The sequence below is a fragment of the Azospirillum sp. FG154 genome (assembly GCF_057809575.1).
Window position 1 is genome coordinate 37,886 of the sequence record NZ_JBMDKF010000019.1, and the last position, 25,513, is coordinate 63,398.

Here is a 25,513-nt window from a genome sequence, read left to right on the forward strand (position 1 = left end):
TCGGGGCGGCAAGGCCCCGTTTGCGCGCCCAATCACCCATTGACCGCATCCAACCAGCTCCGCAGACACTTCGCCAGTTCGTCCAGCCAGGGTTTGACCAGCATTTGACCGTGGGTGCCTTCCATCCAGCGGAGAGTCACCCCGCCCGACGGCAACGGCCCCCAGCCGTTCAGCGGGTCGCCGGACACGCCGGGCGCCTGCTTGGTCTCGACCTTCGGACGAACGAGCAGCAGCTTGCCATCGAAGCGGCGCGGGCGATAGCGCACGGCGGCCAAGCCGTTGTTTTGGAACAGCGCCATCAGGCGGCGCATCCCGGCGCGGTCCATGCCGTCGGGCAGAAAATGGCCGCCTTTGCCGCGTTCCAGGATCAGGTCGAGCCGCTGTTCGGGCGTCAGCGGGCGCAGGGTTTCGGCGTCGAACAGGCCCATTTCGTCGAACAGGGCGGCCAGATAGTCCGACTCGTCCTTGCGCAGCAGGTCGCGCACCACGTCGGGAATCGCCACGCCGTCCAGCACGACCACGGCGCGGACGTCCACGCCCGCCCGCTGCAACTGGCACGCCGCCTCCCAGGCCAGCAAGCCGCCGAAGCTCCAGCCCGCCACCGCCACCGGCCCGTTGGGAACGACGCCCTTGGCGGCGGCGAGATAGGCGGCGACCATCGCCTCGACCGAGGCGTGGAGCGGCTGGCCCTCCTCCAGGCCATAGCTTTGCACCATGTAGACCGGCTGGTCGGGGCCAAGCGCCTCGGCCAATTCCCGGTAACACAGCACGTTGCCGCCGACCGGGTGGAAGCACAGCAGCGGCACGCGGGCGCCGCCCGCGTTGACGGCGACGACCGGATGCCAATCCGACTCGCCGCCGCGCCGTTCGATCAGCGCCGCCATGCTGGCGATGGTCGGGCTGGTGAACAGCTCGGCCAGCGGCAGACGGACGCCGAATTCCTGCTCCGCCGCCGCCAGCAGCCGCACCGCCAGCACGCTGTGACCGCCCATGGCGAAGAAATCATCCTCGCCATCCTCGACCGGGATCTCAAGGATGCGGGTCCACAGCGCCGCCAACCGCTTTTCGGCGTCGGTGGCCAGCGGGCGGCGGGTCCGGTTCGGGTGGGCGTTGAGTTCGGCGGGCGGCGGCAGACGGCGCTCGTCGAGCTTGCCGTTCGGCGTCATCGGCAAATCGTCGATGGCGACCAGCCAGGACGGGATCATCCAGGCGGGCATGGCGGCGTCCAGATCGGCGCGCGCCTGCGCCGGGTCGAAGCCCGGACGCGGCACGACATAGGCGACCAGCAGCTTGTCGCCGTCGCCGCGCGGGTCGGCGGCGACCACGGCGACGCGCCCGACCAGCGGATGGGCGGCGAGCTTGGCCTCCACCTCGCCCAGTTCGACGCGGTAGCCGCGAATCTTGACCTGCCGGTCCTCGCGCCCCAGGAATTGCAGCAGCCCGTTCGACAGGCGGCGGGCCATGTCGCCGGTGCGATACCAGCGTTCCCCGGCCTCGTCGGTGACGAAACGGCTGGCGGTTTGCGCCGCGTCGTTCAGATAGCCGCGTGCCAGCCCGTGCCCGCCGATGCGGATTTCGCCCGGCACGCCGTCCGGCACCGACCGCCCGGCCCCGTCGGTCAGGTTGACCAGGATGTTGTCGAGCGGCAGGCCGATGGGCGGGGGCAGATGCTCGGCCCAATTGACGGCGGTCATGATGTGCTGGGTGGCGCAGACGCAGCTTTCGGTCGGGCCATATTGGTTGACGATTTTCAGGTCGCCGTGGGCGGGCAGGCTGTAGAGGCGGCGCAGCATCTCGGCCTTCACCGGCTCTCCGCCCAAAATGGCCAGCCGGACCGACGTCGCCGTTCCGCTGTCGTGCCAGTGATCGACCAGCATGGCGAACAGGCTGGGGGTGCCGTCGCAGACGTCCAGTTCGTGCGCCTCGATGAAGGCATGCAGGCGGGCGGGGTCGCGGCGCGTCTCTTCGCCGGGGATGTGCAGGGCGTGGCCGTTGAGCAGCGCCGTGCCGATGGAATGCATCGACCCGTCGAAGGCGAAGGCGAAAATACAGTTCAGCGCCAGTTGATCGCCTTGCCCCAGCGGCTCGTACAGCGTCCGTTCGATGGCGTCGGCCAGATTGACCAGCGGGGCGTGCTCCACCAGAACGCCCTTGGGCGTTCCCGTGGTGCCGCTGGTGAAGATGACATAGGCGCCCTGGTCGGGCGTGATCGTGACGGCGGGTGGGCTGTCCGGCAGGCTGTCGAGCGCGCGGCGCCCGTCGAGATGGCGGCAGGGCTGCGCGCCCTCGCCCCGGCCATCCAGGCGGATGACCAGATCGAAGCCGTAGGGGGCGGGGTCGAAGCCCGGCGCGTCGATGGCGGAGAATTCCAGCGAGGGCTTTTCCGCCCGCTTGGCCGCCCAATCGCGGAAGAAGGCGGGGGGAACAAAGAAATCATCGCTGAAATCCAGGCGCGTCGCGTAACCCTGCCCGGCGTGGTCGCGGGCGAAGGCGGCCAGATCGGCGAGATAATCGTCCTTACGCTCCAGATTCCACAGGCTGCCGAGGAACAGCGACCCGCCCGGCGCCAGCAGCGTCACCGCCTTGTCGAGAATGTCGGCGAGGTAGCCGAAGCCGGGGAAGCTTTCGATCACGCTGTTGAAGACGATCAGATCCAGGCTGCCCGGCTCCAACAGGTCGATGTCGTGCGAGGTCAGATGACGCCCGGCGACGTGGGCCAGCCCCAGCTTGCGGGCGTTGGCCTCCACCCGCTCGGCGTTCAGGCGGCTGATGTCCGACGCGATGTAGGATCCGCACAGCGGCGCGACGTGCCGCATGGTGAAGCCCGACGCGCAGCCGACCTCCAGCACGCGCGACGACGGGGTCAGCAGCGGCGCGGTCTTGGCCCGCGCGTTGGCCCCGAAGGCGGCCAGCGCCTCGCCCGGAATCGGCAGCCCGGTGAAGGCGCTTTTCCAGCCGCCCGCCCCGGCGTCGTCGGCCTGCTCCCCGGCCAGATGGTCCCACAGCTCGGTGGACATCATCACGCCCGGCGCTTCGATCACCCGCTCGGCGTCGTCGGCGTCCAGGCACAGGCCGTGGCGCAGGGTTGGGCAGCGCCATTGCAGGCTGCGCAGGTCGCCCAGCGCGGCGGCCTCGGTGACGACGGCCTCGACCCCGGCGGCGTCGATCAGGGCGCGGCGGCGGCTGAGCGGTTGGGTGGGGTCGAGCGGGACATAGACGCAACCCGCCTTCATGACGCCGACCATGGCGGCGAGCGCGCCGCGCTGGCGGCCCATCATCACGCCGACGCGGGTCTCGCGCGCCAGCCCTTCGCGGGTCAGCCATTGGGCGATGCGGTTGGACCACAGGTCGAGCGCGCGGTAGCTGGTCGATCCAACCTCGTCCACCAGGGCCGGGGCGTCGGGACGCCGGGCGGCCCAGGCGGCGACGCGCGAAACGATGGTGTCGGTCGATGGGGCGTGGACGGCGGCGGAGGCCGACGAAACGGGGGCCGCCGTCGGCTTGGCGCTGGCGTCAAAGACGAAATCGGCGATCCTCATTCGGCGGCATCCTTGTTTGCGTGGTTCACAACCATCGAGGCGAATTGCTCCAGATAGGCCAGCCAGCGTTCCGCCGTGGCCCGGTCGAACAGGTCGGTGTCGTATTCCAGGGTCAGCGTTCCGCCGTCGCGCCGTTCGGTCAGGAACAGCAGCAGATCATGTTTGGCGGTCGGCGTGCGGATGGCCTCTTCCAAGGCCCCGCCAAAGGCCGGATCGACCGGGCGCCCGCCGCCGAACAGGCGGTCGCCCAGCGCGTCGGCGCAGGCCGCGTCGGCGTCCAGATCCTCAAAACGCTGATACTCGAACACCACGTTGATGAGCGGCTGGCGGTTGGCGACGCGGCGGGGGGCGACGCTGCGCACCAGCAGATCGAACGGGAAGTCGCGATGATCCATCGCCGCCATCATCGCGGCGTGGACCTGATCGACCAGCGCGCCGAACTCCGTCTCGTCGCCGATGCGCACGCGCAGCGGCAGGACGTTGACGAAGAAGCCGATCAACCCTTCCACCTCGGCCCGGTCGCGCCCGGCGACGCCGAAGCCGATCACCAGATCGCCCTGGCGGGTCAGGCGGTAGAGCAGCCCGGCGAACATCGCCAAGGCGACGGACGCGCTGGACGCCCCGCGCTGGCGGGCGTAGGCGGCCAAGCCCTGAGTCAGCGCGGCGGGCAGGCTGCGGCTGATGGTGTCGCCCCGATGCGATTGGACCGCCGGGGCCGGACGGTCGGCGGGCAGCGCGACGCTGTCCGGCGCGTCCGACAGGATCGAACGCCAATGGCGGGCGGCGTCGGTCCAGTCCCGGCGGTTCTGCCAGACCGCGAAATCGCGGTAGGCCACCGGCAGGGCGGGCAGCGGGGCCAGCGCGTCGCCGCCGGGGCGGGCGGCGCGGTACAGGCTGCTCAACTCGCGCAGCAGGATGCGCGACGACCAGCCGTCGCCGACGATGTGGTGCAGCACCAGCAGGACCAGCCAGCCCTCGCCTTCGCCCGCAACATTGTTGTTCGGATCGAGAAGGCTGGCCCCCATGCGGATGGCGCGGGCGCGCAGCAGCGGCGGCGCGGCGAGGTCGAAGGGGGCAGCCGCCTCGCGCCGGGCCAGACGCAGGCTTTCGCCGCGCGGGTCGGAGCTGGCGGACAGGTCGTCCACCGCCAGGGGCGGCGCGGCGCTGGCGGCGACGCGCTGGCGGATCGCCCCGTCCTCTTCGATGAAGCCGGTGCGCAGCGTCTCGTGACGCTCCGTCAGGCGGGTCAACGCGATCCGCAGCGCGTCGAGGTCGAGCGGCCCGCCGAAGGGCAGGGCGAAGGTGATGTTGTAGGCGGCCCCGCCCCCGGCGGATTCCCCCTCCATCCGGCTGGCCAGATAGAGCCGCGCCTGGGCGTGGCTGGCCGGGTGGCTGGGGGCGTCAGGAACCGGAACGATGTCGTCGCCAGCCTCCGCCTCGCCGTCGATCAGGGCGGCCAGACCGGCGACGGTCGGGGCGGCGAAGAAGCCGCGCATCGACAGCCGCACCCCAGTCGCCTGGGCGATGCGGTTCACCACCTTGATCGCCAGCAGCGAATGACCGCCCAGATCGAGGAAATTGGCGTCGCGGTCGGCGATCTTGCGCCCGAACACCGCGCTGAACACCTCGGCGACCAGGGTTTCCGCCCCGTTGCGCGGCGGATCGCCCGCCGCGTCGTCGTCGTTGGCCTCCAGCGGCGGCAGCGCGGCGGCAAGCTGGCGACGGTCGATCTTGCCGTTTTCCGTGACCGGCAGCGCCGACACGGTGACGAAGCGGCGCGGCGTCATGTAGGCGGGCAGGCGCCGCCCCAGCCAATCGCGCAGCGCCGCCGCGCTGGGGGCTTCGCCCTGCGGTTGGACGCAGGCGACCAGCGCGCCGTCGGCCTCGGCGTCGCCCGTCGGGTCGGGCCGGAACAGAACGGCGCTGTCGGCGATGGCCGGATGGCTGTTCAGCGCCTTTTCAATCTCCTCCAGCTCGATGCGGTAGCCGCGCAGCTTGATTTGCCCGTCGCGCCGCCCGCCGAACTCCAACGCGCCGTCGGCGCGCCAGCGTCCCAGATCGCCGGTGCGGTAGAGGCGTTCGCCGCTGAGCGGGTCGGTGACGAAGCGATCCGCCGTCAGGTCGGCGCGGTTGAGGTAGCCCTCGGCCAGCCCCAGCCCGCCCAGCAGAATTTCACCCCACACCCCTGTCGGGGTCGGCGCGCCGCCCGGTTCGACGATGCGGACGGTGGTGTGGGCGATGGGACGGCCCAACGGAACCGGCCCCGGCGTCGCATCGGCGGCGCTGATGTGGCGCAACGTCGTGAAGGTGGTGTTTTCCGTCGGCCCATAGGCGTTGAGAAAGATCACGCCGGGGCAGGCGCGCAGCGCGCGCGCTGCGTGCGGGGCGCTCATCGCCTCGCCGCCCGTCACCACGAGGCGCAGGTTGGCGAAGCTGTGCGGGTTCGGGTCCACCTGCCGGTTGAACAGCCCGGTCGTCAGCCACAGCACGCTCGCCTGATGGCGGGCGATGGCGGCGGACAACGCCGCAGGATCCAGAACCTCCTCGCGGTTGGCCACGCACAGGCGGCCGCCGTTCAGCAAGGTCGCCCAAATCTCGTAGGTCGAGGCGTCGAAGGCCAGCGGCCCGGTCTGCATCACCCGGTCGTCCGCCGTGATCGTCAGATCGCCGCCGCCCAGCGCCAGCCGCAAAATCGCCGCCTGCCCCACCACGACACCCTTGGGCGTTCCGGTGGAGCCGGAGGTGTACATCACATAGGCCGGTCCGCTGGCGGGCGGGCGGGTCAGGCTGTCGGCGACCAGCCCGGCCAGCGTTTCCGCTGACAGGACGCGGCGTTCGGGGTTGGCGTGAAGCTGGGCCAGAACCGCCCGTCCGGCGGCGTCGGCGATCACCGCGCGGCAGGCCGAATCCTCCAGGATCCAGCCGATCCGCTCGGCGGGGTAAGCGGGGTCGAGCGGGACATAGACGGCCCCCGCCGCCACGCAGCCCAGCAGCAGCAGGATGGCGTTGGCGTCGCGTTCGACATGCAGGGCGACGCGGTCGCCGGACAGGATCCCGGCGTCGCGCAGCGCGCGGGACACCCCGGCGACGCGGCGCAGCAGGTCGCCGTAGCTCACCGCGCCATCGCTTCCAACCAGGGCGAGGGCGTCGGGGTTGGCCGCCGCGCGGTCGGCCAGCGCGCCGAACAACCCGCGCTCCAGCGGCAGCGGCGGGGTGGGGCCGACGCCGACGGCGGCGAGCCATCCGCGCTCCTCCGCGTCGGTCAGCGGCAGGCTCGCGGCCAGGGCGTCGGGTTGCGCCGTGACCAGGGCGGTCAGCAGGGCGCGGAAATGACGGCCCATCCGCTCCATGCGGTCGCGGTCGAACAGGTCGGCGTAATACTCGACCGCCATCACCATATGGTCGGGCAGGTCGCGGACATAGAGGCCAAGGTCGCTTTTGCCGTCGTGGCGGGCCAGCCCGAAGGGCGTCAACCCGTCCTTGACCCGCGTTTGCCCGGCCCCCTCGGCGAAGTTCATGTAAGAGAGCGTGACCTCCGACAACAGCGCCCGGTCGGGCGAGGCGGGCGGAGCCAGATCGGCCAGCAGCCGCCCCAGGCCATAGGCGCGGTGGCGCATCGCCTCGGAATGGGCGGCGTGGGTGCGTTGGATCAGGTCGGCCACCGTGTCCTCGGCGCGAACTCCCAGCCGCAGCGGCAGCAGCGAGACCAGCATGCCGGTCATCGCCGCCATCGCCGCGCCTTCGCGCGAGTTCACCGGCACGGCGAAGACCAGATCCTCAACACGGGCGTAGCGGGCGAGCAGCAAGGCCCAGGCCGCCGTGACCACGGCGAAGGGCGTCGTCCGCCGTTCCGCCGCAAAGGCGCGCAGACGGCTGACCGTGTCCCAGGCGATGGGAAACTCGGTGGTTTCCGCCCGCCAGGTGTGGCGGGCCGGGCGGGGACGGTCGGCGGGCAGGTCCAGCGCCGGCAACGCGCCCTTGAAACGGTCCAGCCAATAGCCGCGCGCCTCCTCAGGCGCGGCGGCCCCCTCGCCCGAACGGCTCCACCATGCGTAATCCTTCAACTGGATGGTCGGGGCCGGGGGGGCGGCGCCGTCATACAGCGCGATCAGGTCGGCTTGCAGAACCTCCATGCTGAAGGCGTCGGCAAGGGAGTGGTGAACGTCGAGCAGCACCGCGCGCGGCTTTCCGGCGACGCGGCCCAGCAGGATCCGGGTCGGCGGTTCGTCCGTCCACAGCGCGAACGGGCGCACGGCGGCGTTGAGAGTCTGCAACAGCCCCTCGTCCGTCGGGCAATCGACCTCCTCGATCCGCGCCGGGCGGGGGGGCAGGATCGCCATGGTCGGCTCGTCCGCCTCGCTGGCGGCGGGGAACAGGCGGGTGCGCAGGATCTCGTGCCGGGCGACCAGCGCGTCGAGCGCGGCGCGCAGCCGGGTCATGTCCACGTCCGGCGGCAGATGCAGCCCGTTGGGCAGATTGTAGGCGGTTCCCATGTCCGCCGCCGCTTCGGCGCGCAGCACGGCCAACTGCTCCCACGCCACCGGGTAGCGGTCGCGCTGCGGGGCGGGTCGCAGGCCGTTTCCTTGCGGGCGCAGTTCGGCGGCGCGGCCGCGCAGCCGTTCGGCCAGCTTGGCGACGGTCCCCGTCTCAAACAGATCGACCAGCGTCATCATCTGGCCAAGGTCGCGGACCACCTGTTCGACGATCTGCATGCCGCCGATGGAATCGCCGCCCAGCGCGTAGAAATCATCGTCCGACGCGACCGTCTCATAGCCCAGCACGTCGGCCCAGACGGCGGCGAGCGCAGCCTCCAACGCCCGCGCGCCGCCCGCGCGTTTGACGCCGCTCCGCGCCGACGTGATCGGGGCGGGCGCGTTCTGAGCCGGAACGGCGGGCGCCTCTGGGGTGGGCGCGTTTTGCGGGGCGAGCGCCGCCTTGATCGTCGGGTCGAGGATGGCGACCTGCGGGGCTTGCGTCGCCAGGGCGCGGCGCAGCAGCGGGCCGACGTCGGCGGCCCCGGCGTCCACGCCGACGCTGCGGCCCTTCAGCAGACGGGCGGCCATGCCGACCTCGCGGATGCCGCACCAGTCGATGGACAAAGCCGGTTTGCCCCGGCGGCGACGCTGCGCGGCGAAGGCGTCGAGGAAGGCGTTGGCCCCGGTGTAGGCGGCGTGTCCTGCCCCGCCGGTCAGCCCGGTCAGGGAACCGGCCAGGACGAAGGCCTCCACCGGGTCGGCGGCGGTCAGCTCGTCGAGCAGGCGGGCGCCCTCAACCTTGGCGGTCAGCGCGTTGACGTATGCGGCGACGGCGCGCTCGCCGCTGCCCAGGAACGCCCCGTCGGCGACCCCGGCGTTGTGAACGACGGCGGTGATCGGCCCCATTTCGTGACGAACGCGGGCGAGCGTCGCCGCCAGCGCCGCCCGGTCGGCGACGTCGCAGGCGTGGACGGCGACCCGCAGCCCGGCGGCGCGCATCGCTTCCAGCAACTCCCGCCGCCGGATGGAATCGACGTCGTCGCCGGTCGGCTCGCCGCCGCGCGACAGCAGGGCCAAGGCGACCTTGCCCCCGGCGGCCAATGTGTCGGCCAGCATCAACGCCAACCCGCCCGTGCCGCCCGAAACGACGCAGCAGCCGGAGGTCGGCCACGCGGCGTCCTCGGCCTTGGCGTCGGCGGGGTGGAAATGACGGATCAGGCGGCGACCCCGCCGCCACGCCACGGCGCGTGGGTTGCGTTCGAGAACCGCCAGTTCGGCCAGCAGGGCCGCCGGGCCGATGGCGTCGTCGCAATCGATGTAACGGGCGGTCAGCATCGGTTCTTCTTGGGCGGCGCAGACGACCACGCCGTAAATCAGCGCCTGGAAGGGATCGAGCGCGTCGGCGGCTTCCGCCGCGAAGGCCCCCTCGCCCAGCGCCAACAGGCGGGTGGGGTGGCGCAGGGCGGCCAACACCGCGCGCATCGCCGCCGCCGCCCGCGCCCCGGCGTCGGGACCGCTGGCGGGAACGAAGAGGATGGCGGGGTGATCGGTGCCGCCAATGCGCGCCAGGGTCTCGGCGTCGGGGGCGGCGCTGCCGCTACGCGCGGCCAGACGCCCGGCGGCGTTGAGATGGGCGGCCAGACGGTCGGCCAGCGGGCCTTCGCCGATCAAAACCACCGGCCCGCCGGGATCGGCGGCGGTCAAGGGAGCTACCTCCCACACCGGCAGGGCCGGGGTGAGGTCGCCCGTCGTCCGCGCGCCGGTCAGCCGGGTCCAGCGCAGGGCCAGCAGGCTGACGGCGATTCGTCCGCTGTCGCGGTCGGCCAGATGGATGTCGGCCTCCGCCCCGTCGGCGGTCGCGCGGCGGGTGACGTGGGCGACCGGATCGGCGGGAAGCCGACCATGGATCAGGATGCTCCCGCAGCCGGTCGGCACCATGCCGCCCTCTTCCAGCGCTTGGCTGGTGGCGACGTCGAGCAAGCCGGGGTGCAGGCGCACGCCCTCGTCGCCCGACGGCGCGCGCAGCCAGGCCAGCGATTCCCCCGAACCAGGGGCGACGCGCTCCAGGCAGTTCCAGCGCGCGCTGACCTCGACCACGTCGTTCTTGCTTTGGAAGGGCGGGACGTCGCCGGACGGGGCGCAGCGCGCCGCCAGGGCGGCGAGGTCGAGCGTGTCGGCGGCCAGCGTCGGTTGCGCCGTGACGGTCGCCTTGGCGAAGGTCTGCCAACGCCCGTCGAGCGTCCGCCCGGTCAGCGTCGCCGCGCCGTCGTCGGCGATGGTGAGCGTCACCGTGCCGGGGGCAAGCTCCGCCGGGCGCAGCGGGCGGATCCAGCGCAGATCGTCGATGCGGACGGGGCCGTCGGCCAACGCCTCGGCCACCAGCGCCGGGAAGCCCATGCCGACCAGGGTCGGCGCGCCCTCCAACCGATGGTCGGCGACCGGCCAAAAACGGTCGGCGTGCGCGTCCACCGGGTGGAAACGCCCGTGCTGGGTCACGACCGCCGGAGCGAGCAGACCGACCGGAGCGGCGACCAGCGCCGGGGCGGGGAACAGGTCGGGCAGGCAGCGGCGGCGGGCCAGGGGGGCGGCGGGCAGATGAACCCGTCCGGTCGGAATGTCCTGCGGCCACAGCAGGCGCGCGCCGCCGACGAAGGCGGTCGCGGCGGCCAGCGCGGCGCTTTCGTCACGATGCAGGACGGAATGAGCCTCCGCGCCGTTGGCGCGGGCGGCGGTTCCGGTCAGCGCCAGCCCCTCCACCGCGTCGGGCGCGGCGGCGAAGACGGCCAGCCGGGCCATCAGATCGCCCCGGTCGCGCACCCACACCGCCAGCCGGGCGTCCAGCGCGTCGCGCCCGTCGGTCAGGGTGCGGGCGACGTCGGCCAGCGGCCAATCGGGGTGGCGGCGCAGCGCCGTGACCAGCGCGCCCGCGTAGCCGCGCAGGCTGTCGGCGTCGGGGGCGGACAGGCCGACGGCGAACCAGCCCTCCGCCGATTGGGCGCGGCGGACGACGAGCGGCGCGGCCTCCACAACCACATGGGCGTTGATGCCGCTCAGGCCAAAGGCGCTGACCCCGGCGCGGCGCGGGCCGCCCCGGTCGGCCAGCGGCGTCAGCGCGCGGGCGACGGCGACGGGGGCCTTGGCGAAGTCGATGCGCGGGTTCGGCGCGTCGAAGAAGGGCTGCGGCGGGGCGTGGTCGTGGATCAGGCACAGCAGGGCGCGGGCCAGCCCCAGCGCCCCGGCGGCGCCGTCGAGATGGCCGTAATTGCCCTTGGCCGAACCGATGGCGGCGAAGCCGACCTCGGTGGTTTCCGCCGACGCGGCGCGGGTCAGCCCGTCGATCTCGATGGGATCGCCGAGCGCGGTTCCGGTGCCGTGCGCCTCGACGTAGGACAGGCTGGCGAGCGGAATCCGGGCGTCGCGGGCGGCGGCGGCGATCACCTCGGCCTGGGCCGCCGGGTTGGGGGCGGCCATGCCGCTGCTTGCCCCGTCCTGGTTGACGGCGCTGCCCAAAATCACGCCATGGATGGCGTCGCCGTCGGCCAGCGCAGCGGCCAGCGGGCGCAGCAGGAAGGCGACGGCCCCCTCGCCCATGCCGGTTCCGTCGGCCCCCTCGGCGAAGGCGCGGGTCCGCCCGGTGGAGCTGTCGATGGTCAGGCGTTGCCCGTCGGCGGGCGGCGTCAGCAGGGTTTTCGCCCCGCCGACCAAGGCCCAGTCGCAATCGCCGTCGCGCAAGGCCCGGCAGGCGGCGTGAACGGCGGCGAGCGAGGCGGAACAGGCGGTGTCGATCAACGCCGCCGGTCCCCGCCAATTGTGCAGGAAGGACAGGCGGGTGGCGATGTTCGACGCGACGTTCAGCGCGAAGATCTGCTCCACCCGGTTGGCCGCCGCCCCGCGCATCAGCGCGTCGCGCCACGCGGTTCCCGGCACGCCGCCGACGAAGACGCCGACGCGGGCGTCGTCCAGCGCCGCGCCGCCGCGCCCGGCGTCCTCCAGGGCGCGCAGCGCGGTCTCCAGAAACAACCGCTGTTCGGGATCGAGCAAGGCGGCGTCGGCGGGCGACAGCCGCAGCCGCTTCGGTTCAAAGCCCATCACGTCGTCGAGATAGGCGGCCTCGCGGAAGCGGTCGGGCTGCGGCAGCCCCAGCGCGGCGAGCAGGGCGTGGGTTTCCGCCTCGCGCGCGGCGGGCAGCGGGCGCACCCGGTCCACGCCGGTCGAGACGTCGCGCCAGAATCCGGCGAGATCCTCGCTGCCCGGCAGGCGGACGGCCATGCCGACGATCGCGATGGCGTGCGGGGCTTCGGCGGCGGTGGCGGTGATCTGTGGCATGGCGGCGGCGGGGCGGTCCGTGTTCGGCAAGGGGGTGGTTGCGACAGGCGCGGCGGCGACAGGCGTGGAGGCGGTAGGCGCGACCCGCTTGGCCTGTTCGGCGATGGTGGCGCAGGCGAACAGGTCGGCGACGCCGAACACGCCGGGCCAGCGGGCGTTCAGCCGCTCGTGCAGGCGGATCACCAGCAGGCTGTTGCCGCCCGCCTCGAAAAAACCGTCGCGCGGCCCCGGTTCGGCGTCGGGCAGGATGGTCCGCCAGATGGCGCGGATCTCCGCCTCCACGTCCGACAGCCGTTCCACCGGCGCGGCGGCGGCGGGACGGTCCAGCGGCGCGCCGGTCAGGTTTTTGCGGTCCAGCTTGCCGCTGCTGGTCAAAGGCAGTCGGTCCAACCGGAAGAAGCGGGCGGGAATCATCACCTCCGTCACCCGGTCGCGCAGCAGGGCGCGCAGCGCCGCCGAGGTCACGCCGCCGCCGCGCGTCAACACATAGCCGTGCAACTCGGTCAAACCGTCCACAGTGACGGGGACGACGACGGCGCGTTCAACGTCCGGATGGCTTTCCAGCGCGTGTTCGATCTCGCCGGGTTCGACGCGCTGGCCGCGCACCTTCACCTGATGGTCGATGCGGCCCAGATACTCGACGGTCCCGTCGCGCCGCCAGCGTCCCAGATCGCCGGTGCGGTAGAGCCGTTCGCCCGGCGCGGCGGGGTCGGCGATGAAGGCCGCCGCCGTCAGTTCGGGCCGGTTGACGTAGCCGCGCGCCACCTGCGGCCCGCCCAGATGGATTTCCCCGGCCACCCCGATGGGGGTCGGCGCGCCGCTGGGGTCGAGCACATGCACCGTGGTGTTGGCGATGGGCCGCCCGATGGGAACCACCGCGCCGCCGGTCCAGGGCGAGCAGGACTGCCACGTCACGTCCACCGTCGCCTCGGTCGGGCCGTAGAGGTTGTGGAGCTGCGCGCCGAAGGGGCGGTGCAGCAGCCGGTCGAACCGTTCGACCAGCGCCGGGTCCAGCGCCTCGCCGCTGGCGAAGACGTAACGCAGGCGGGCCAGCTTGCCGACGTCGGCCCGGCCATCCTCCAAACAGGTCAGGAAGGCGGCGAGCATCGACGGCACGAAATGCAGCACGGTGACGCCGTCGCGGGCGATCTGTTCGACCAGCGCCTGCGGGTCGCGCTCCGCGCCCGGCGGCGGCAGGGCGACGGCGGCCCCGGTCCAGCCCCACCAGAACAGCTCCCACACCGACACGTCGAAGGTCGCCGGGGTTTTTTGCAGGATCACGTCGCCGGGGCCGATGGGGAATGCCCCTTGCATCCACAAGATGCGGTTCAGCACCGAATGCTGCTCCACCGCCACCCCCTTGGGCCGCCCGGTCGAGCCGGAGGTGAAGAGCGTGTAGGCCAAGCCGTCCGGCCCGCCCAAATCAAGCGGTTCCGCCTCCTCAGACCCGCCCAGCTCCAGGACGCGGGCGGACAGCCCGTCGAGCGGCGGGCGGGAATCGGCGGTCGCCAGCACCAGCGGCTGGCCCAAATCCTCCAACATTCCGGCGATCCGCGCCGCCGGTTGATCGGTCCCAAGCGGGGCGTAACCGGCGCCCGCCATCAGGATCGCGTGAATGGCGATCAACAGGTCGGGCGAACGCGGGGCGCAGACGGCCACGCAATCGCCGGGCTTGACCCCGGTGGCGACCAGACGGCGGGCGACCGCCCCGGCCCGCGCGGCGAAGGTTCGGTAGGACAGGGGCGGTTGGCCGTTCCACAGCAGGGCGGGCGCCTCGGGCCTTTGGGCGACGCGGTCCAGCAGGGGGCGGATCAGGCTGCGCAGGGTGTCGAGCGGCGCGCGGGTGTCGTTGAAACGGGCCAACAGGGCGCGTTCGGACGCGGGCAGGATCGGCAGGCCGCCGACGCGGCGGTCGGGATCGGCCAGCACGGCGGCGGCCAGCGTGTCCAGCCGCTCGAACAGGGCGGCGATGGTTTCCGGCTCGAACAGATCGGCGCTGTGTTCGATCTGGCAAAGGATGCGGTCGCCGCGCCGCCCGAAATGGAATCCCAGATCGAATTTTGCGAAGGGGAAGGAGATCGGAACCGGGCGGGTGGTCAGGCCGGGCAGGGCCGGCGGCGCGCCGTCTTCGGATTGCCAGACGACCAGCACGTCGAACAGCGGGTTGCGGCCCAGATCGCGCGGCGCGTCCACGGCCTCCACCAGCGCCTCGAACGGGCAATGCTGCTCGGCGACGGCGTGCAGGCAGGTGGCGCGGGTGTCGGTCAGCAGACGGCGGAAGCCGACCGTCGGGTCGATGGTTTGGCGCAGCACCAGGGTGTTGACGAAGAAACCGACGGTGTCCTGAACCTCCGCCCGGTCGCGCCCGGCGACCAGCGTTCCCAGCGCCAGATCGCTTTGCCCGGTCATCCGGTTCAGCAGGGCCTGGACCAGCGCGGTGACGACGGCGAAGGGCGTGGCCGATTCCGCCCGCGCCAGCCGGTCGAGCGCGGCGCTGCGTTCGGCGTCGAAGGTGAATTCGACGGTGTCGCCCCGGAAGCTTTTGACCGGCGGGCGGCGGTGGTCGGTCGGCAGGTCGAGCGGCGCGGGGCGCGGGGTCAGCCGCTCCACCCAGCGGGCGAGCAGGGCCTTGCCCTCGGCGCTGTCGGCGTGGTCGCGCTGCCAGGCGGCGACGTCCTGGAACTGGACCGCAGGTTCTGGCGTCGGCGTGGCGGGCGCGCCCCTCGCGGCGGCGTAGAAGGCGGCGAGGTCGCGCAGCAGGATCCCGGCGGACCAGCCGTCCATGATGGCGTGGTGCAGCACCAGCAGGACGCGCCAGCGGTTCGGCGCCAGCCGCATCAGCGCGGCGCGCGCCCCGGCCTCCCGCTCCAGCGCGAAGGGGCGGGACAGTTCGGCGATCTGGCGGGCGGCGGCGGCTTGATCGGGGTCCGGCTCCGCGCTGAGATCGACGGCTGCGGCGACCAGCGCGCCCGTCGGGAACAGCCGTTGGCGCGGACGCCCGTCCGCCCCGGTGACGACGCGCAGCCGCAAGGCGTGGTGACGCTCCTCCAGCGCCGTCAGGGCGCGGGCGAGCGCGGTTTGATCCAACGCGCCCTCAACCTCGAACGCCAGCGGCACGTTGTAGACGCCGCTGTCGGGGAACAGCCGCTGCATCACCCACAGCCGTTCCTGTCCGGTGGACAGGGGAAAACCCTCGGCGGGTTCGGAGACGAGGCGGGCGACGGGCGGAAGCGGCATGGCGGCGTCCGTTTTTCCGGTGGAATCGGTGGCGGCGGTCGGCAGCAGCGCGGCGATGGCGGCGACGGTGCGGGCGGCGAACAGGGCGCGCATCGACACCCGCGCGCCGCTCTCCTCGCTCAAGCGGGCGGACAGCCGCATCGCCGTCATCGAATGGCCGCCAAGGTGGAAAAAGTCCGACGCGGCGTCCAGCGCGACGCCGGGGAACTGCTCGGCGAACAGGCGCAGGACCAGCGCCTCGGCGGGGTTGGTCGGGGGCGTCGGGGCGGCGGCGTTGGGGGTGGCGGCGTTCATCACGGCGGCGACCAGCGGCAGCAGGGCGCGGCGGTCGCGCTTGCCGTTGGCGTTGACCGGCAGCGTCGGCACGACGATGAAGCGCGCGGGCATCATGTAGATCGGCAGTTGTTCGGCCAAGCGCCGCCGCCACGCGCCCTCGCCCGCCGGGCTGTCGGCGGCGACGCAGGCGACCAGCGCCTTGTCGGCCCCGTCGCCGGTGACGAGAACGACGGCGTCGCGCACATCCGCGCACCCGGCCAGCACGGTTTCGATGGCCCCGGTTTCGATGCGATGGCCGCGAATTTTCACCTGCCCGTCGCGCCGTCCGGCGAATTCGATCACGCCGTCGCGCCGCCAGCGGGCGATGTCGCCGCTGCGGTAAACCCGCTCGCCGCCGCTCCAGGGCAGGGCGACGAAGGATTGCGCCGTCAGATCGGGCCGCCCGGCGTAGCCCAGCGCCACCCCGTCGCCGCCGCACAGCAACTCGCCCCAGACGCCGACCGGCACGGGGTTGAGCCGTTTGTCAACGATGTGGACGCGGGTGTCGCTGATCGGTCGGCCAATCGGAATCGCCCCGTCCAGATCGGCGGCGGTGATCGCGTGCAGCGTGGTCAGGCAGGAGTTTTCCGTTGGGCCATAGCCGTTGAGCAGGCGCAAGCCGGGGCAGGCGGTCATCACCTTGCGGACATGCGGCGGGCTGAGCGCTTCGCCGCCGGTCATCAGCAGGCGCAGAGTCTTGAAAATCCCCGGCGCTTCGTCGGCGGCGCGGTTGAACAGCCCGGCGGTCAGCCACAAGGTGGTGACGCCGCTGGTCGCCAGCGCGGCGCCCAGCGCTTGCGGGTCGAGCAACTCCTCGTCGTCAAAAATCCGCAGACTGGCCCCGTTCAGCAGGGCGCTCCACAGTTCCAGCGTCGTCGCGTCGAAGGCGAGCGGGGCCAACTGCCCCATCACGTCGTCGGGGCGCAGATCCAGAACCTCGCGGTTCAACGCCAACCGGGCGACGCCCCGGTGCGGCACGACCACCCCCTTCGGCGCGCCGGTGGTGCCGGAGGTGAACATCACATAGGCGGGCGATCCGCCGTCTTGCCGCGCGGGACGCGCCGTCGCGGGGCTGTTGGCGGTTGGCAGGGCGTCCAGCCGCAGGATTGTGGTTCCGGGGATTTCCGCCAGCCGGGGGGCCTTGGCGGCGTCGGTCAGGATCAGGCGGGCCTCGGCGTCGGCCATCAATTGGGCGGTGACGGCGGGCGGCAGCTTGGCGTCGAGCGGCAGATAGGCGGCTCCAGCCTTCCAAATGGCGAGGATGGCGGCGACGGCGTCAAAGCCGCGCTCCACCGCCAGGGCCACGGTCGGCCCGACCGGCCCGGCGGCGAGCAGCGCCGCCGCGATGATGTCGGCCCGGCGGTCGAGGTCGGCGTAGGTGATGGTGTCGCCGTTCGACCGGCGCAAGGCCACGCGGTCGGCGTGCTCCAACGCCGCCAGCCGCCACAGGTCGGCAAGCGAGGCGTCGCGCGGGTAGGCGCTGGGCGCGGGGTTGAAGCGATCGATCAGCAGGTGGCGTTCCGCGTCGGGCATGACGACCAGGTCGCCAAGGGCGGAATCCGGGCGGGCGGCGGCGTCGAGCAGCAGAACGTTCAACCGCGCGGCCAGCGCGCGGGCGTCTTCCGCGTCATAGAGCCACTCGTCATGTTCCACCGTCAGCAGCGCGCCGCCGTCGGGCTGCCGACCGACGATGAAGGCCAGATCATATTTCCCCGCGCCCAACAGCGGGTCGAACCAGTCGCGCGCCGACGGTTCGGCGTTTTCCAGAACGGCGACGACGTCGTACAGGGGCGTCGGTTCGCCGCCGCGCGCGTCCAGCATGTCCTTCATGATGTGGCGCAGCGGGTAGGTCTGGTGGGCCAGCGCGCCGGTCAGCGTCCGACGGGCCGCCGCCAGATGCGCGGCGAAGGTCTGGTCAAGCGCGCCGGAGAAGCGCAGCGGCAACACCTCGACAAAGCAGCCGACCAGATCGGCGTGCTCCGTCTCCGTGCGTCCGACGAAGGGGGTGGCGACGGAGACGTCGCGCCCGTCGCTTTTCAGCCGGATCATCAGGGCGCTGACGGCGGCGATCAAGGCCACGGTCGGGGTCGTGCCGCCGGTCTTGGCGATGCGGTCCAGCGCCGCCATCGTCGCGGCGGGCGCATCCAATTGGGTGCGGCGCCCGCGCGGGGCCGCGCCGGGCGGGCGGGAACCGGGGGCGGCGGGATCGCCAAGCTCCATCCCGCGCAGGGCGTCCAGCCAATAGGCGCGGTTGGCCGCCATGGTCGCGGCGTCGGCCAGCCGCTGGGCGGTCAGCGCCATCGGGGTGCAGGTCAACTCCGGCAGGTCATGCGGTGGTCCGCCGCCCGCGTCTTCGATCAAGGCCACCACGTCGCGGCGCAGCACGTCGAGCGACCAGCCGTCGATCAGCGTGTGGTCGGCGGTCAGGAACAATCCGCCCGTTCCGTCTGCGTTGGCGAACAGGTGAAAGCGGTAGAGCGGCCCGCGTTCCATGTCCATCGGGCGGGCCAACTCCGCCCGCATCACCGCGTTGCGGGCGGCGGCGTCCAGACCCTGGTGGATGGTCAGATCGACCGGACCCGGCGGGGCGACGCGCTGGATGATCGCGCCGCCGCGTTCGCACAGGGTCGTGCGCAGGGCGGGGTGACGGGCGGCCAGCCGTTCCAGTCCCGCGCGCACCGTCGCCGGGTCGGCGAAGCGCGCCAGCGGAATCAGCAGCGGCACCGACCAGGCGGTGGTGGACGCATCGTCCCGCCGGGTCAGCCACATGCCCTCTTGGCCGGGGTTGGCGGGGTGCTCCTCGACGGTCGCGGGGCTGACGGAAACGGCGGGCGGCGGCGCGGCGGGCAGGGCGACGCCGTCGATCAGGGCGGCCATCTCCATCAGACGGGTGGCGCCCAGCGCCTGGGCTAAGTCGATCCGCCCCAGCGGACCGCTGTTCACCATGTTGATGACCCGCATCAACAGCAGGCTGTGGCCGCCCAGAACGAAAAAGTCATCCTCCCGCGCGGTCGGCGGGGTGGCGAGAAATTTCGCCCAAACCGTCGCCAATGCCCGTTCGGTCTGCGTGGCGAAGCCGTCTGCTTGCGGCGCCGGGGACAGTGGGACCAGCGGGGAGCGGTCGAGCGGGGCGTCCCAGACGCGCGGGGCGTCGCGCAAAAAGGCGCGCAAATGGTCGGCCCACCCGGCGACGGTGGCGGCGTCGAACAGGGTCGCCGCGTAGGTCAACGGCCCTTCCAGCGCGCCGTCGGACGTGGTTTCCAGATTGAGCGTCAGTTCATAGCGCGCCGCCGCGTTGTGGCTGGGCAGCACGGCGACGCTCAGGCCGTCCAGCGCCGGGGCGGGAACCGCGCGCGGCTGCATGGCGAACACCGCCTGAACCAGCGGCGTGGTGGCGCGCGAACGCGGCGGGGCCAGCGCCTCCACCAGCTTTTCAAACGGCACGCGCTGGGCGCTCATGACGTCGAGCGTGCGGTCGCGCACCTGAGCGACCAGCGCGCCGAAGCTGTCCGCCGCCCCGACGTCCACCGGGATCGCCACGGTGTTCGACAGATAGCCGATCACCGCCTCGTCGTCCGCGCCCTCGCGGGCGGCGACCGGCGCGCCGATCAACAGGCGCGACGCCCCGCTCAACCGGGCCAGCAGCAGCGCCCAGGCGGCGAGCGCCGCCATGTAGGGCGTCGCGCCCGTCCGCCGGGCGGCGGCGGCCAGCGCGGCGGCGTCCTCCGGCTCCACCCGCAGGGACAGGGCGGCGCCGCGTCCGTCGGCGACCGCCGGGCGGGGGCGGTCGGTCGGCAGATCCAGTTGGGTCGGATAGCCGTCGAGCAGGCGGCGCAGCCGTTCCAGCGCGGCGTCGAAGCCGCCCGTCGCCAGCGCGGCGCGCTGGGCGCGGGCCAGATTGGCCATGTCGCGGGCCAGCGGCGGCAGGGCGGCGGGGCGTCCGGCGCGGGCGTTGTTGTAGGCGGCGGCGAGGTCGGCGCTGAACAGGCCGTTGGACCAGCCGTCCCACGCCGCGTGGTGGGCCGACACCGACAGAACATGATGGTCGTCGGCCACAATGAACAGGGTGACGAGGACGTGCGGATCGACCGCCAGATCGACGGGCCGATGGGCGGCCTTCTCAAGCTCACGGTCCAGCCGTTCGGGCGCGGCGCGCAAATCGACGACGCGCGCGCTCAGCGAATCGTCCGTCGGCGGGGCGATGCTTTGCGCCGGGCCGTCGGGGCCGTCGTGAAAGCGCGTGCGGAACGCGCCGTGGCGGGCGGCGACCGCCGACAGGGCGCGGTCCAACGCGGCGCGGTCCAGCGGGCCGGTCAGCGCGAAGGCCAGATGCTCGGTGTAGCCGCCGTTCGGCCCGCCGGGCTGCCCGATCTCCAGCCGGTTGAGGAACCACATGCGCTCTTGGCCCGAAGACAGAGGCGCGGTGACGGGAGCCGCAGCGCTGGATTGTTGCGCGAGGTGGGCGAGCAGGGTCGGGCGCAGCGCCCGCACGCGCTCTTTCAGCGCGTCGTCGAAAGCGCCGGGCGGGGCGTCGTAGCCCAGCTTGCCGTCCTGGGTCTTCAACCGGATGTCGCGCGCCGCCAGATCGGCGAGCAAGGCGTCAAGGCTGTCCATGCTCACGTCGCCGTTCGTCTTGATGTCGCCCGTCACAACCAACTCTCCTCACGACCCGAGTTTTCGTCGGCGCTCTGTTTTTTGGAATCCGGTTCCGGCGGCGTTTCCACCGCCAGCAGTCGGGCCAGCCCGGCCACGGTGCCAGCCCGGAACAGCGCGCTGGCCGCCACTTCGCAGCCCAGCCGGGTCCGCAGCCGGGTGGCGATGCGCACGGCGATCAGGGAATCGCCGCCCAGCGCCAGAAAATCATCGTCCGGCCCAACCTGCGGCACGCCCAAAACATCGCGCCACAGGGCGGCGATCACCGCCTCCGTCGCGCTGACCCCGACCACGGGCGCGTCTGGCCTGGTCGACAGGGCGGCGTCCGTCGCAAGGGACGTTCCGGCCCCCGGCTCGATCCACAGCCGCACCGGTGCGAAGGGGTAGCCCGGCAGGGTCGCCCGCCGTTGCGAGCCGCCCGCCGCCGCCCGCCGGTCGATGCTTCCGCCCGCCACCCAGACGCGGCCCACGGCGGTCAGCAAGGCGGCGTGGCCGTCGCCGCCGTCCAACGGTTGGACGGGGATGGCGCGGCTTTCCGGCGCGCCCGCGCCGCGCGCCAAGCGGCTCAGCGTCACGCCGGGACCTGCTTCGATCAGCAGGCGGGACGGGTCGGCGTCGATCAACCGGCGCAGTCCGTCGGCGAAGCGCACGGTCCCGCGCAGATGGCGCGCCCAATAGGCCGGGTCGGTCGCCTCGTCCGCCCGCAGCCAATCGCCGCTGACGTTCGACAGGATCGGAATGGTCGGGGCCGACAGCGGCGCGCGCGCCAACTCCTCGGCGAAGGCGTCGAGGATCGGCTCCATCAGCGCGGAATGGAAGGCGTGCGACACGGCCAGCCGCCGCGCCGGTTTGCCGAGCGCCGCGACCATCTGGGCCAAGGCCGTGATTTGCGCCTCACTGCCCGCCGCGACGCATTGACGGGGGGCGTTGACCGCCGCCAGATCGGCCCCGCATTGGGCGAGCAGCGGCAGAACCTCGGCCTCCGGCAGCGAAATCGCCAGCATCGCCCCGCGCGGGGCCGACGCCATCAGCCGCGCGCGCGCCGCCACCAGCCGCAGCGCGTCCTCAAACCCCATCACCCCGCTCAAACACGCGGCGACATACTCGCCCACGCTGTGGCCGATCAGGGCGCTTGGCCGGATTCCGAGGGATTCCAGCGCCTTGGCCGTCGCGTATTCGGTCACGAACAGGGCCGGTTGGGTCAGCAGCGTTTCCGACAGCGCCGCCGTGGCCCGCCCGTCGGCGGGATCGGCCAGCAGCAGGGCGCGCAAGCCCTCCGCCGGGCCGCCGCGCAAAATCCGGTCGGCCTCGTCGATCACGGCGCGGAAGGCGGGAAGGGCGCGGTGAAGGTCGCGGGCCATCCCCGCCTGTTGCGCCCCTTGGCCGGGGAAGAGAAAGGCGGCGGCGACGCCGCCAGCGGCTTCGCCGCTCAGCAGCCCATCCGCTTCGCCGCCCGCGCGCAGCGCCTCGGCGGCTTCGGCGGGGTTGGACGCGACGACGGCGCGGCGGCGGCGCAGCGGACGGCGGCGGGCCAGCGTGGCGGCGGCGTCGGCCAGCGGGACGTCGTGCGCGGTCAGGTGATCGGCCAGACGGTCGGCCAACTGGTCGCGGGCCTCGGGCGTGGCGGCGGACAGGGTCAACAGCACAGGGCCGGGGGCGGGAACCTCCGCTGGCGGTTGGACCGGCGGCGCGGCGGCGAGGATGGCGTGGATGTTGGTGCCGCCCATGCCAAAGCCGCTGACCCCCGCCAGACGCGGGCGATCCGCCGGGCCGGGGAAGGGTTCCGCGTGCGCGTTGACGCGGAACGGCCCCTCGGCGAAGGGGATGCGCGGGTTGGCCGTCTGGAAGCGCGCGGTGGGCGGGACCACGCCATGCTCCAGCGCCAGTGCCGCCTTAATCAACCCGGCCATGCCGGATGCTGCGTCGAGATGGCCTATGTTGCCTTTGACCGACCCCAGCAGCGCGCTGCCCGGCGCGCCGCCGCGATAGACGAGATTCAAGGCGGCGACCTCGATGGGATCGCCCAGCAGGGTGGCGGTGCCATGCCCCTCGACAAAGCCGATCTGGTCGGGCGTGACGCCCGCATCCTCCAGCGCCGCCGCGATGGCGCTCGCCTGCCCATCGACGGAGGGGGCGGAGAAGGCGGCCTTGCCCGCGCCATCGTTGGCGACGCCGATTCCCTTGATGACGGCGTGGATGTGGTCGCCGTCCTCCAGGGCGTCGTCCAGCCGCTTCAGGACCAGAACGGCGGCCCCGGCCCCGGCCACCACGCCGTCGGCCCCGGCGTCGAAGGGACGGCACTCCCCAACGCGGGACGCGATGCCGCCGTCGGCGTGGATGTGACCAAGGGGGGAGAACATGCCCAGCGACGCCGCCCCGGCCAGCGCCACCCGGCAGCGCCCGGCGCGCAGGGAATCCACCGCCGTCACCGTCGCCGACAAGGCGGTGGAGCACGCGCTGTTCACCGTCATCGCCGGGCCGGTCAGCCCCAGCTTGTAGGCGATGCGGGTCGCCGCGAAATCCTTGTCGGCCCCAACCACGGTGGAAAAGCGGTCGGTTCCACCGGCGAAGCCGATGCGGTCGCGCAGATTGTCCACCAGATAGCTGTTGAACCCGACCCCGGCGAAGACCCCGACCGGCCCGTCGCTGTCCGGTTCGCAGGCGGCGTCTTCCAGCGCGCGCCATGCCAATTCCAACAGGATGCGTTGCTGCGGGTCGATCTCCGCCGCCTCGCCATGGCTGTAGCCGAAGGGTTGCGGGTCGAAACAGTCGGTTCCGTCGATGGCGGCGTGGGCCGGAACGAAATCCGGGTGATCGACCAGGGCGGCGGGCGCGCCGGTCTGGCGCAAGGTCGCGGGATCGAAGCGGCGGACGCAGTCGGTTCCCGCCATCAGCAGGTCCCAAAAGGCGGCGCGGTCGGACGCGCCGGGGAAGCGGAAGGCCATGCCGACGATGGCGATGGAGCCGTTCTCGGCGGCGGCCCGGCGGCGGGGCTTGCGGCGCGGCGCGGTCGTCGTGGCGTCATCGCCCGACAGATGGCGGGCCAGCGCGGCGACGCTGGGAAAGCGGAACAGATCGACGGCGCCCAGCCGATGCCCGGTGGCGTCCTCGATGGCGATCAAGGCGCGGGGGACGTGCAGGGAATGCGCGCCCATCTCGAACAGATTGGCTCCGACATCCACCGTCGGGCGGCCCAGCAGATCGGCCCAGACGGCGGCGATGCGACGCTCCAGCGCGGCGGCGTCCAAAGCGTGAGGCGGTGGAGCCGTTGGCGGGATGGTTGCCGAAAGGGCGGGCATGGGCAGCGATTTGCGGTCAATCTTGCCCGAGGGCAAAGTCGGCAGGCTGTCCAGGGTCAGAATGTGGGCGGGGACGGCGGCGGCGGGCAAACGTGTGTCCAGCCAGCGGCGCAAGCCTTCGACATCCGGCGCGCCGGTGATGTGGGCGACCAGCGCCGCGCCGCCCGGCGCGTCCTCCCATTTGCCGACGCTGGCGGCGGTGACGCTGGGGAAGGCGCGCAGGGCGGTTTCGACCTCGCCCAACTCGATCCGCTGGCCGCGAATCTTCACTTGATCGTCCTGTCGGCCTAGGAAAGCGATCTGGCCGTCGGGCAGCCAGCGCGCCTGATCGCCGGTGCGGTAGAGCCGTTCGCCGGGCGCGCCGAAGGGATCGGCGACGAAGGCCTTGGCCGTGGCCTCCTCCATCCCAAGATAGCCGAGCGCCAGACCAGCGCCGCCGATGCACAGTTCTCCCGCCTCGCCAACCGGGACGCGGCGCAACCGCTCGTCCAAAATGCGGACGCGGCAGCCGGGCAGCGGCGCGCCGATGGGAATGTCGCGGTCGGTCACAGTCGGATCGGCGCGCCAGCCGGTGGCGTCCACCGTCGCCTCCGTCGGGCCGTACATGTTGAAGACGGCGACCGGCCCCAGCGCCGCGTTGATGCGGGCGGGCAGATCGGGGGGCATCCGCTCGCCACCCAAAACGACTCGGCGTAGGCTGGGAAGACCACCTGACGGTGGACGGCGCAACAGCGCCTCGATCTGCGAAGGCACAAGATTCAGGTGAGTGACGCCAAAGCGCGCCGCCTGTTCCCAAAAAGCGGTTGGGTCGAGCTGGGTGTGACGGTCGGGCAGCCACAGGGTTCCACCGGCGCAGAGTGGAAAGAACATCTGTTGCAGGAAGGGGTCGAAGGCCAGCGTCGATCCCGCGCACGCCACCTCGTCGCCGCTGACGCCGAACCACGCCATCATCGACAGGATGCGGGCGGACAAGGCGCGGTGCGGCAACGCCACCGGCTTTGGACGTCCGGTCGAGCCAGAGGTGTGGTAGAGCACAGCCGCCCGATCCGGGTCGGCAACCCCGTCAGCCACGAGCGGCGGGTGGTCGCCCGGATCATCGTCCAGGTTCAGAACCGGAATCGCGTCGCCGAACAGGGCGCGGGTGTGGTTGGTGACGAGGATCAGGCGGCAACCAACCCCCTGCGCCATTGCGCTCAGCCGTTCGGCGGGCAGGGTCGGGTCCAGCGGCGTCACCACCCCGCCCCATTCAAGAATCGCCAGAAACCCCACAGGAATCGCCAGATCGGCCACCGCGCACAGGCCGATGGGCGCGCCGGATGGCAGCCCTGACGACGCCAGACGGGCGGCCCAGCGTCCGATCCGTTCATCAAGCGCGCGATGGCTCAGCCGTCGGGTTCCATCACGCTCCAGCACGGCGAGGGCGTCGCCCCGCGCGGCGGCGGCGCTGATGCAGACGGCGCTCAGCGGGCGTTCGCCAATTCCCGGCGGCAGGCTCGCGCCCTCTTCCCACGCCATGGGGGGGAGAGCGACGGCGGGGGGCTGTTCTGGCGATGTCGTGTCGTGCACGGAGCCGCTCTCTGATCGATTTGGCCGTCTCGACTCTCGGAATAAGGGAATTTGTCCCAAACATAAAGCGCGAAATAGTTACAAAATCCATACAATACGGATA

3 protein-coding genes are annotated in these 25,513 nt (G+C 72.4%); all 3 read right to left on the reverse strand.

Going from position 1 to position 25,513, the window contains the following annotated elements; all coding sequences use genetic code 11:
* Nucleotides 1-32 precede the first annotated feature (32 nt).
* From ACODS4_RS19955 to ACODS4_RS19965, 3 genes are read right to left on the reverse strand one after another with little or no spacing between them, the layout of a single operon-like run.
* A complete protein-coding gene (locus tag ACODS4_RS19955; RefSeq protein WP_488866761.1) occupies nt 33-3,539 on the reverse strand; it encodes an alpha/beta fold hydrolase in 3,507 nt (1,168 codons plus the stop codon).
* The gene (locus tag ACODS4_RS19960) at nt 3,536-20,542 is read right to left on the reverse strand and encodes an amino acid adenylation domain-containing protein (protein WP_488866763.1); all 17,007 of its coding nucleotides are present in this window, start codon (nt 20,540-20,542) and stop codon (nt 3,536-3,538) included. The genes ACODS4_RS19955 and ACODS4_RS19960 overlap by 4 nt, the downstream gene beginning before the upstream one ends.
* Nucleotides 20,539-25,410 (reverse strand): amino acid adenylation domain-containing protein, encoded by a 4,872-nt coding sequence (locus ACODS4_RS19965; protein WP_488866765.1) that lies wholly within the window; start codon nt 25,408-25,410, stop codon nt 20,539-20,541. The genes ACODS4_RS19960 and ACODS4_RS19965 overlap by 4 nt, the downstream gene beginning before the upstream one ends.
* Nucleotides 25,411-25,513: the final 103 nt, after the last annotated feature.

Bases quoted from the DNA above. Each gene is read 5' to 3' on its own strand.
- ACODS4_RS19955 (WP_488866761.1), bottom strand. From the start codon at position 3,539: ATGAGGATCGCCGATTTCGTCTTTGACGCCAGCGCCAAGCCGACGGCG.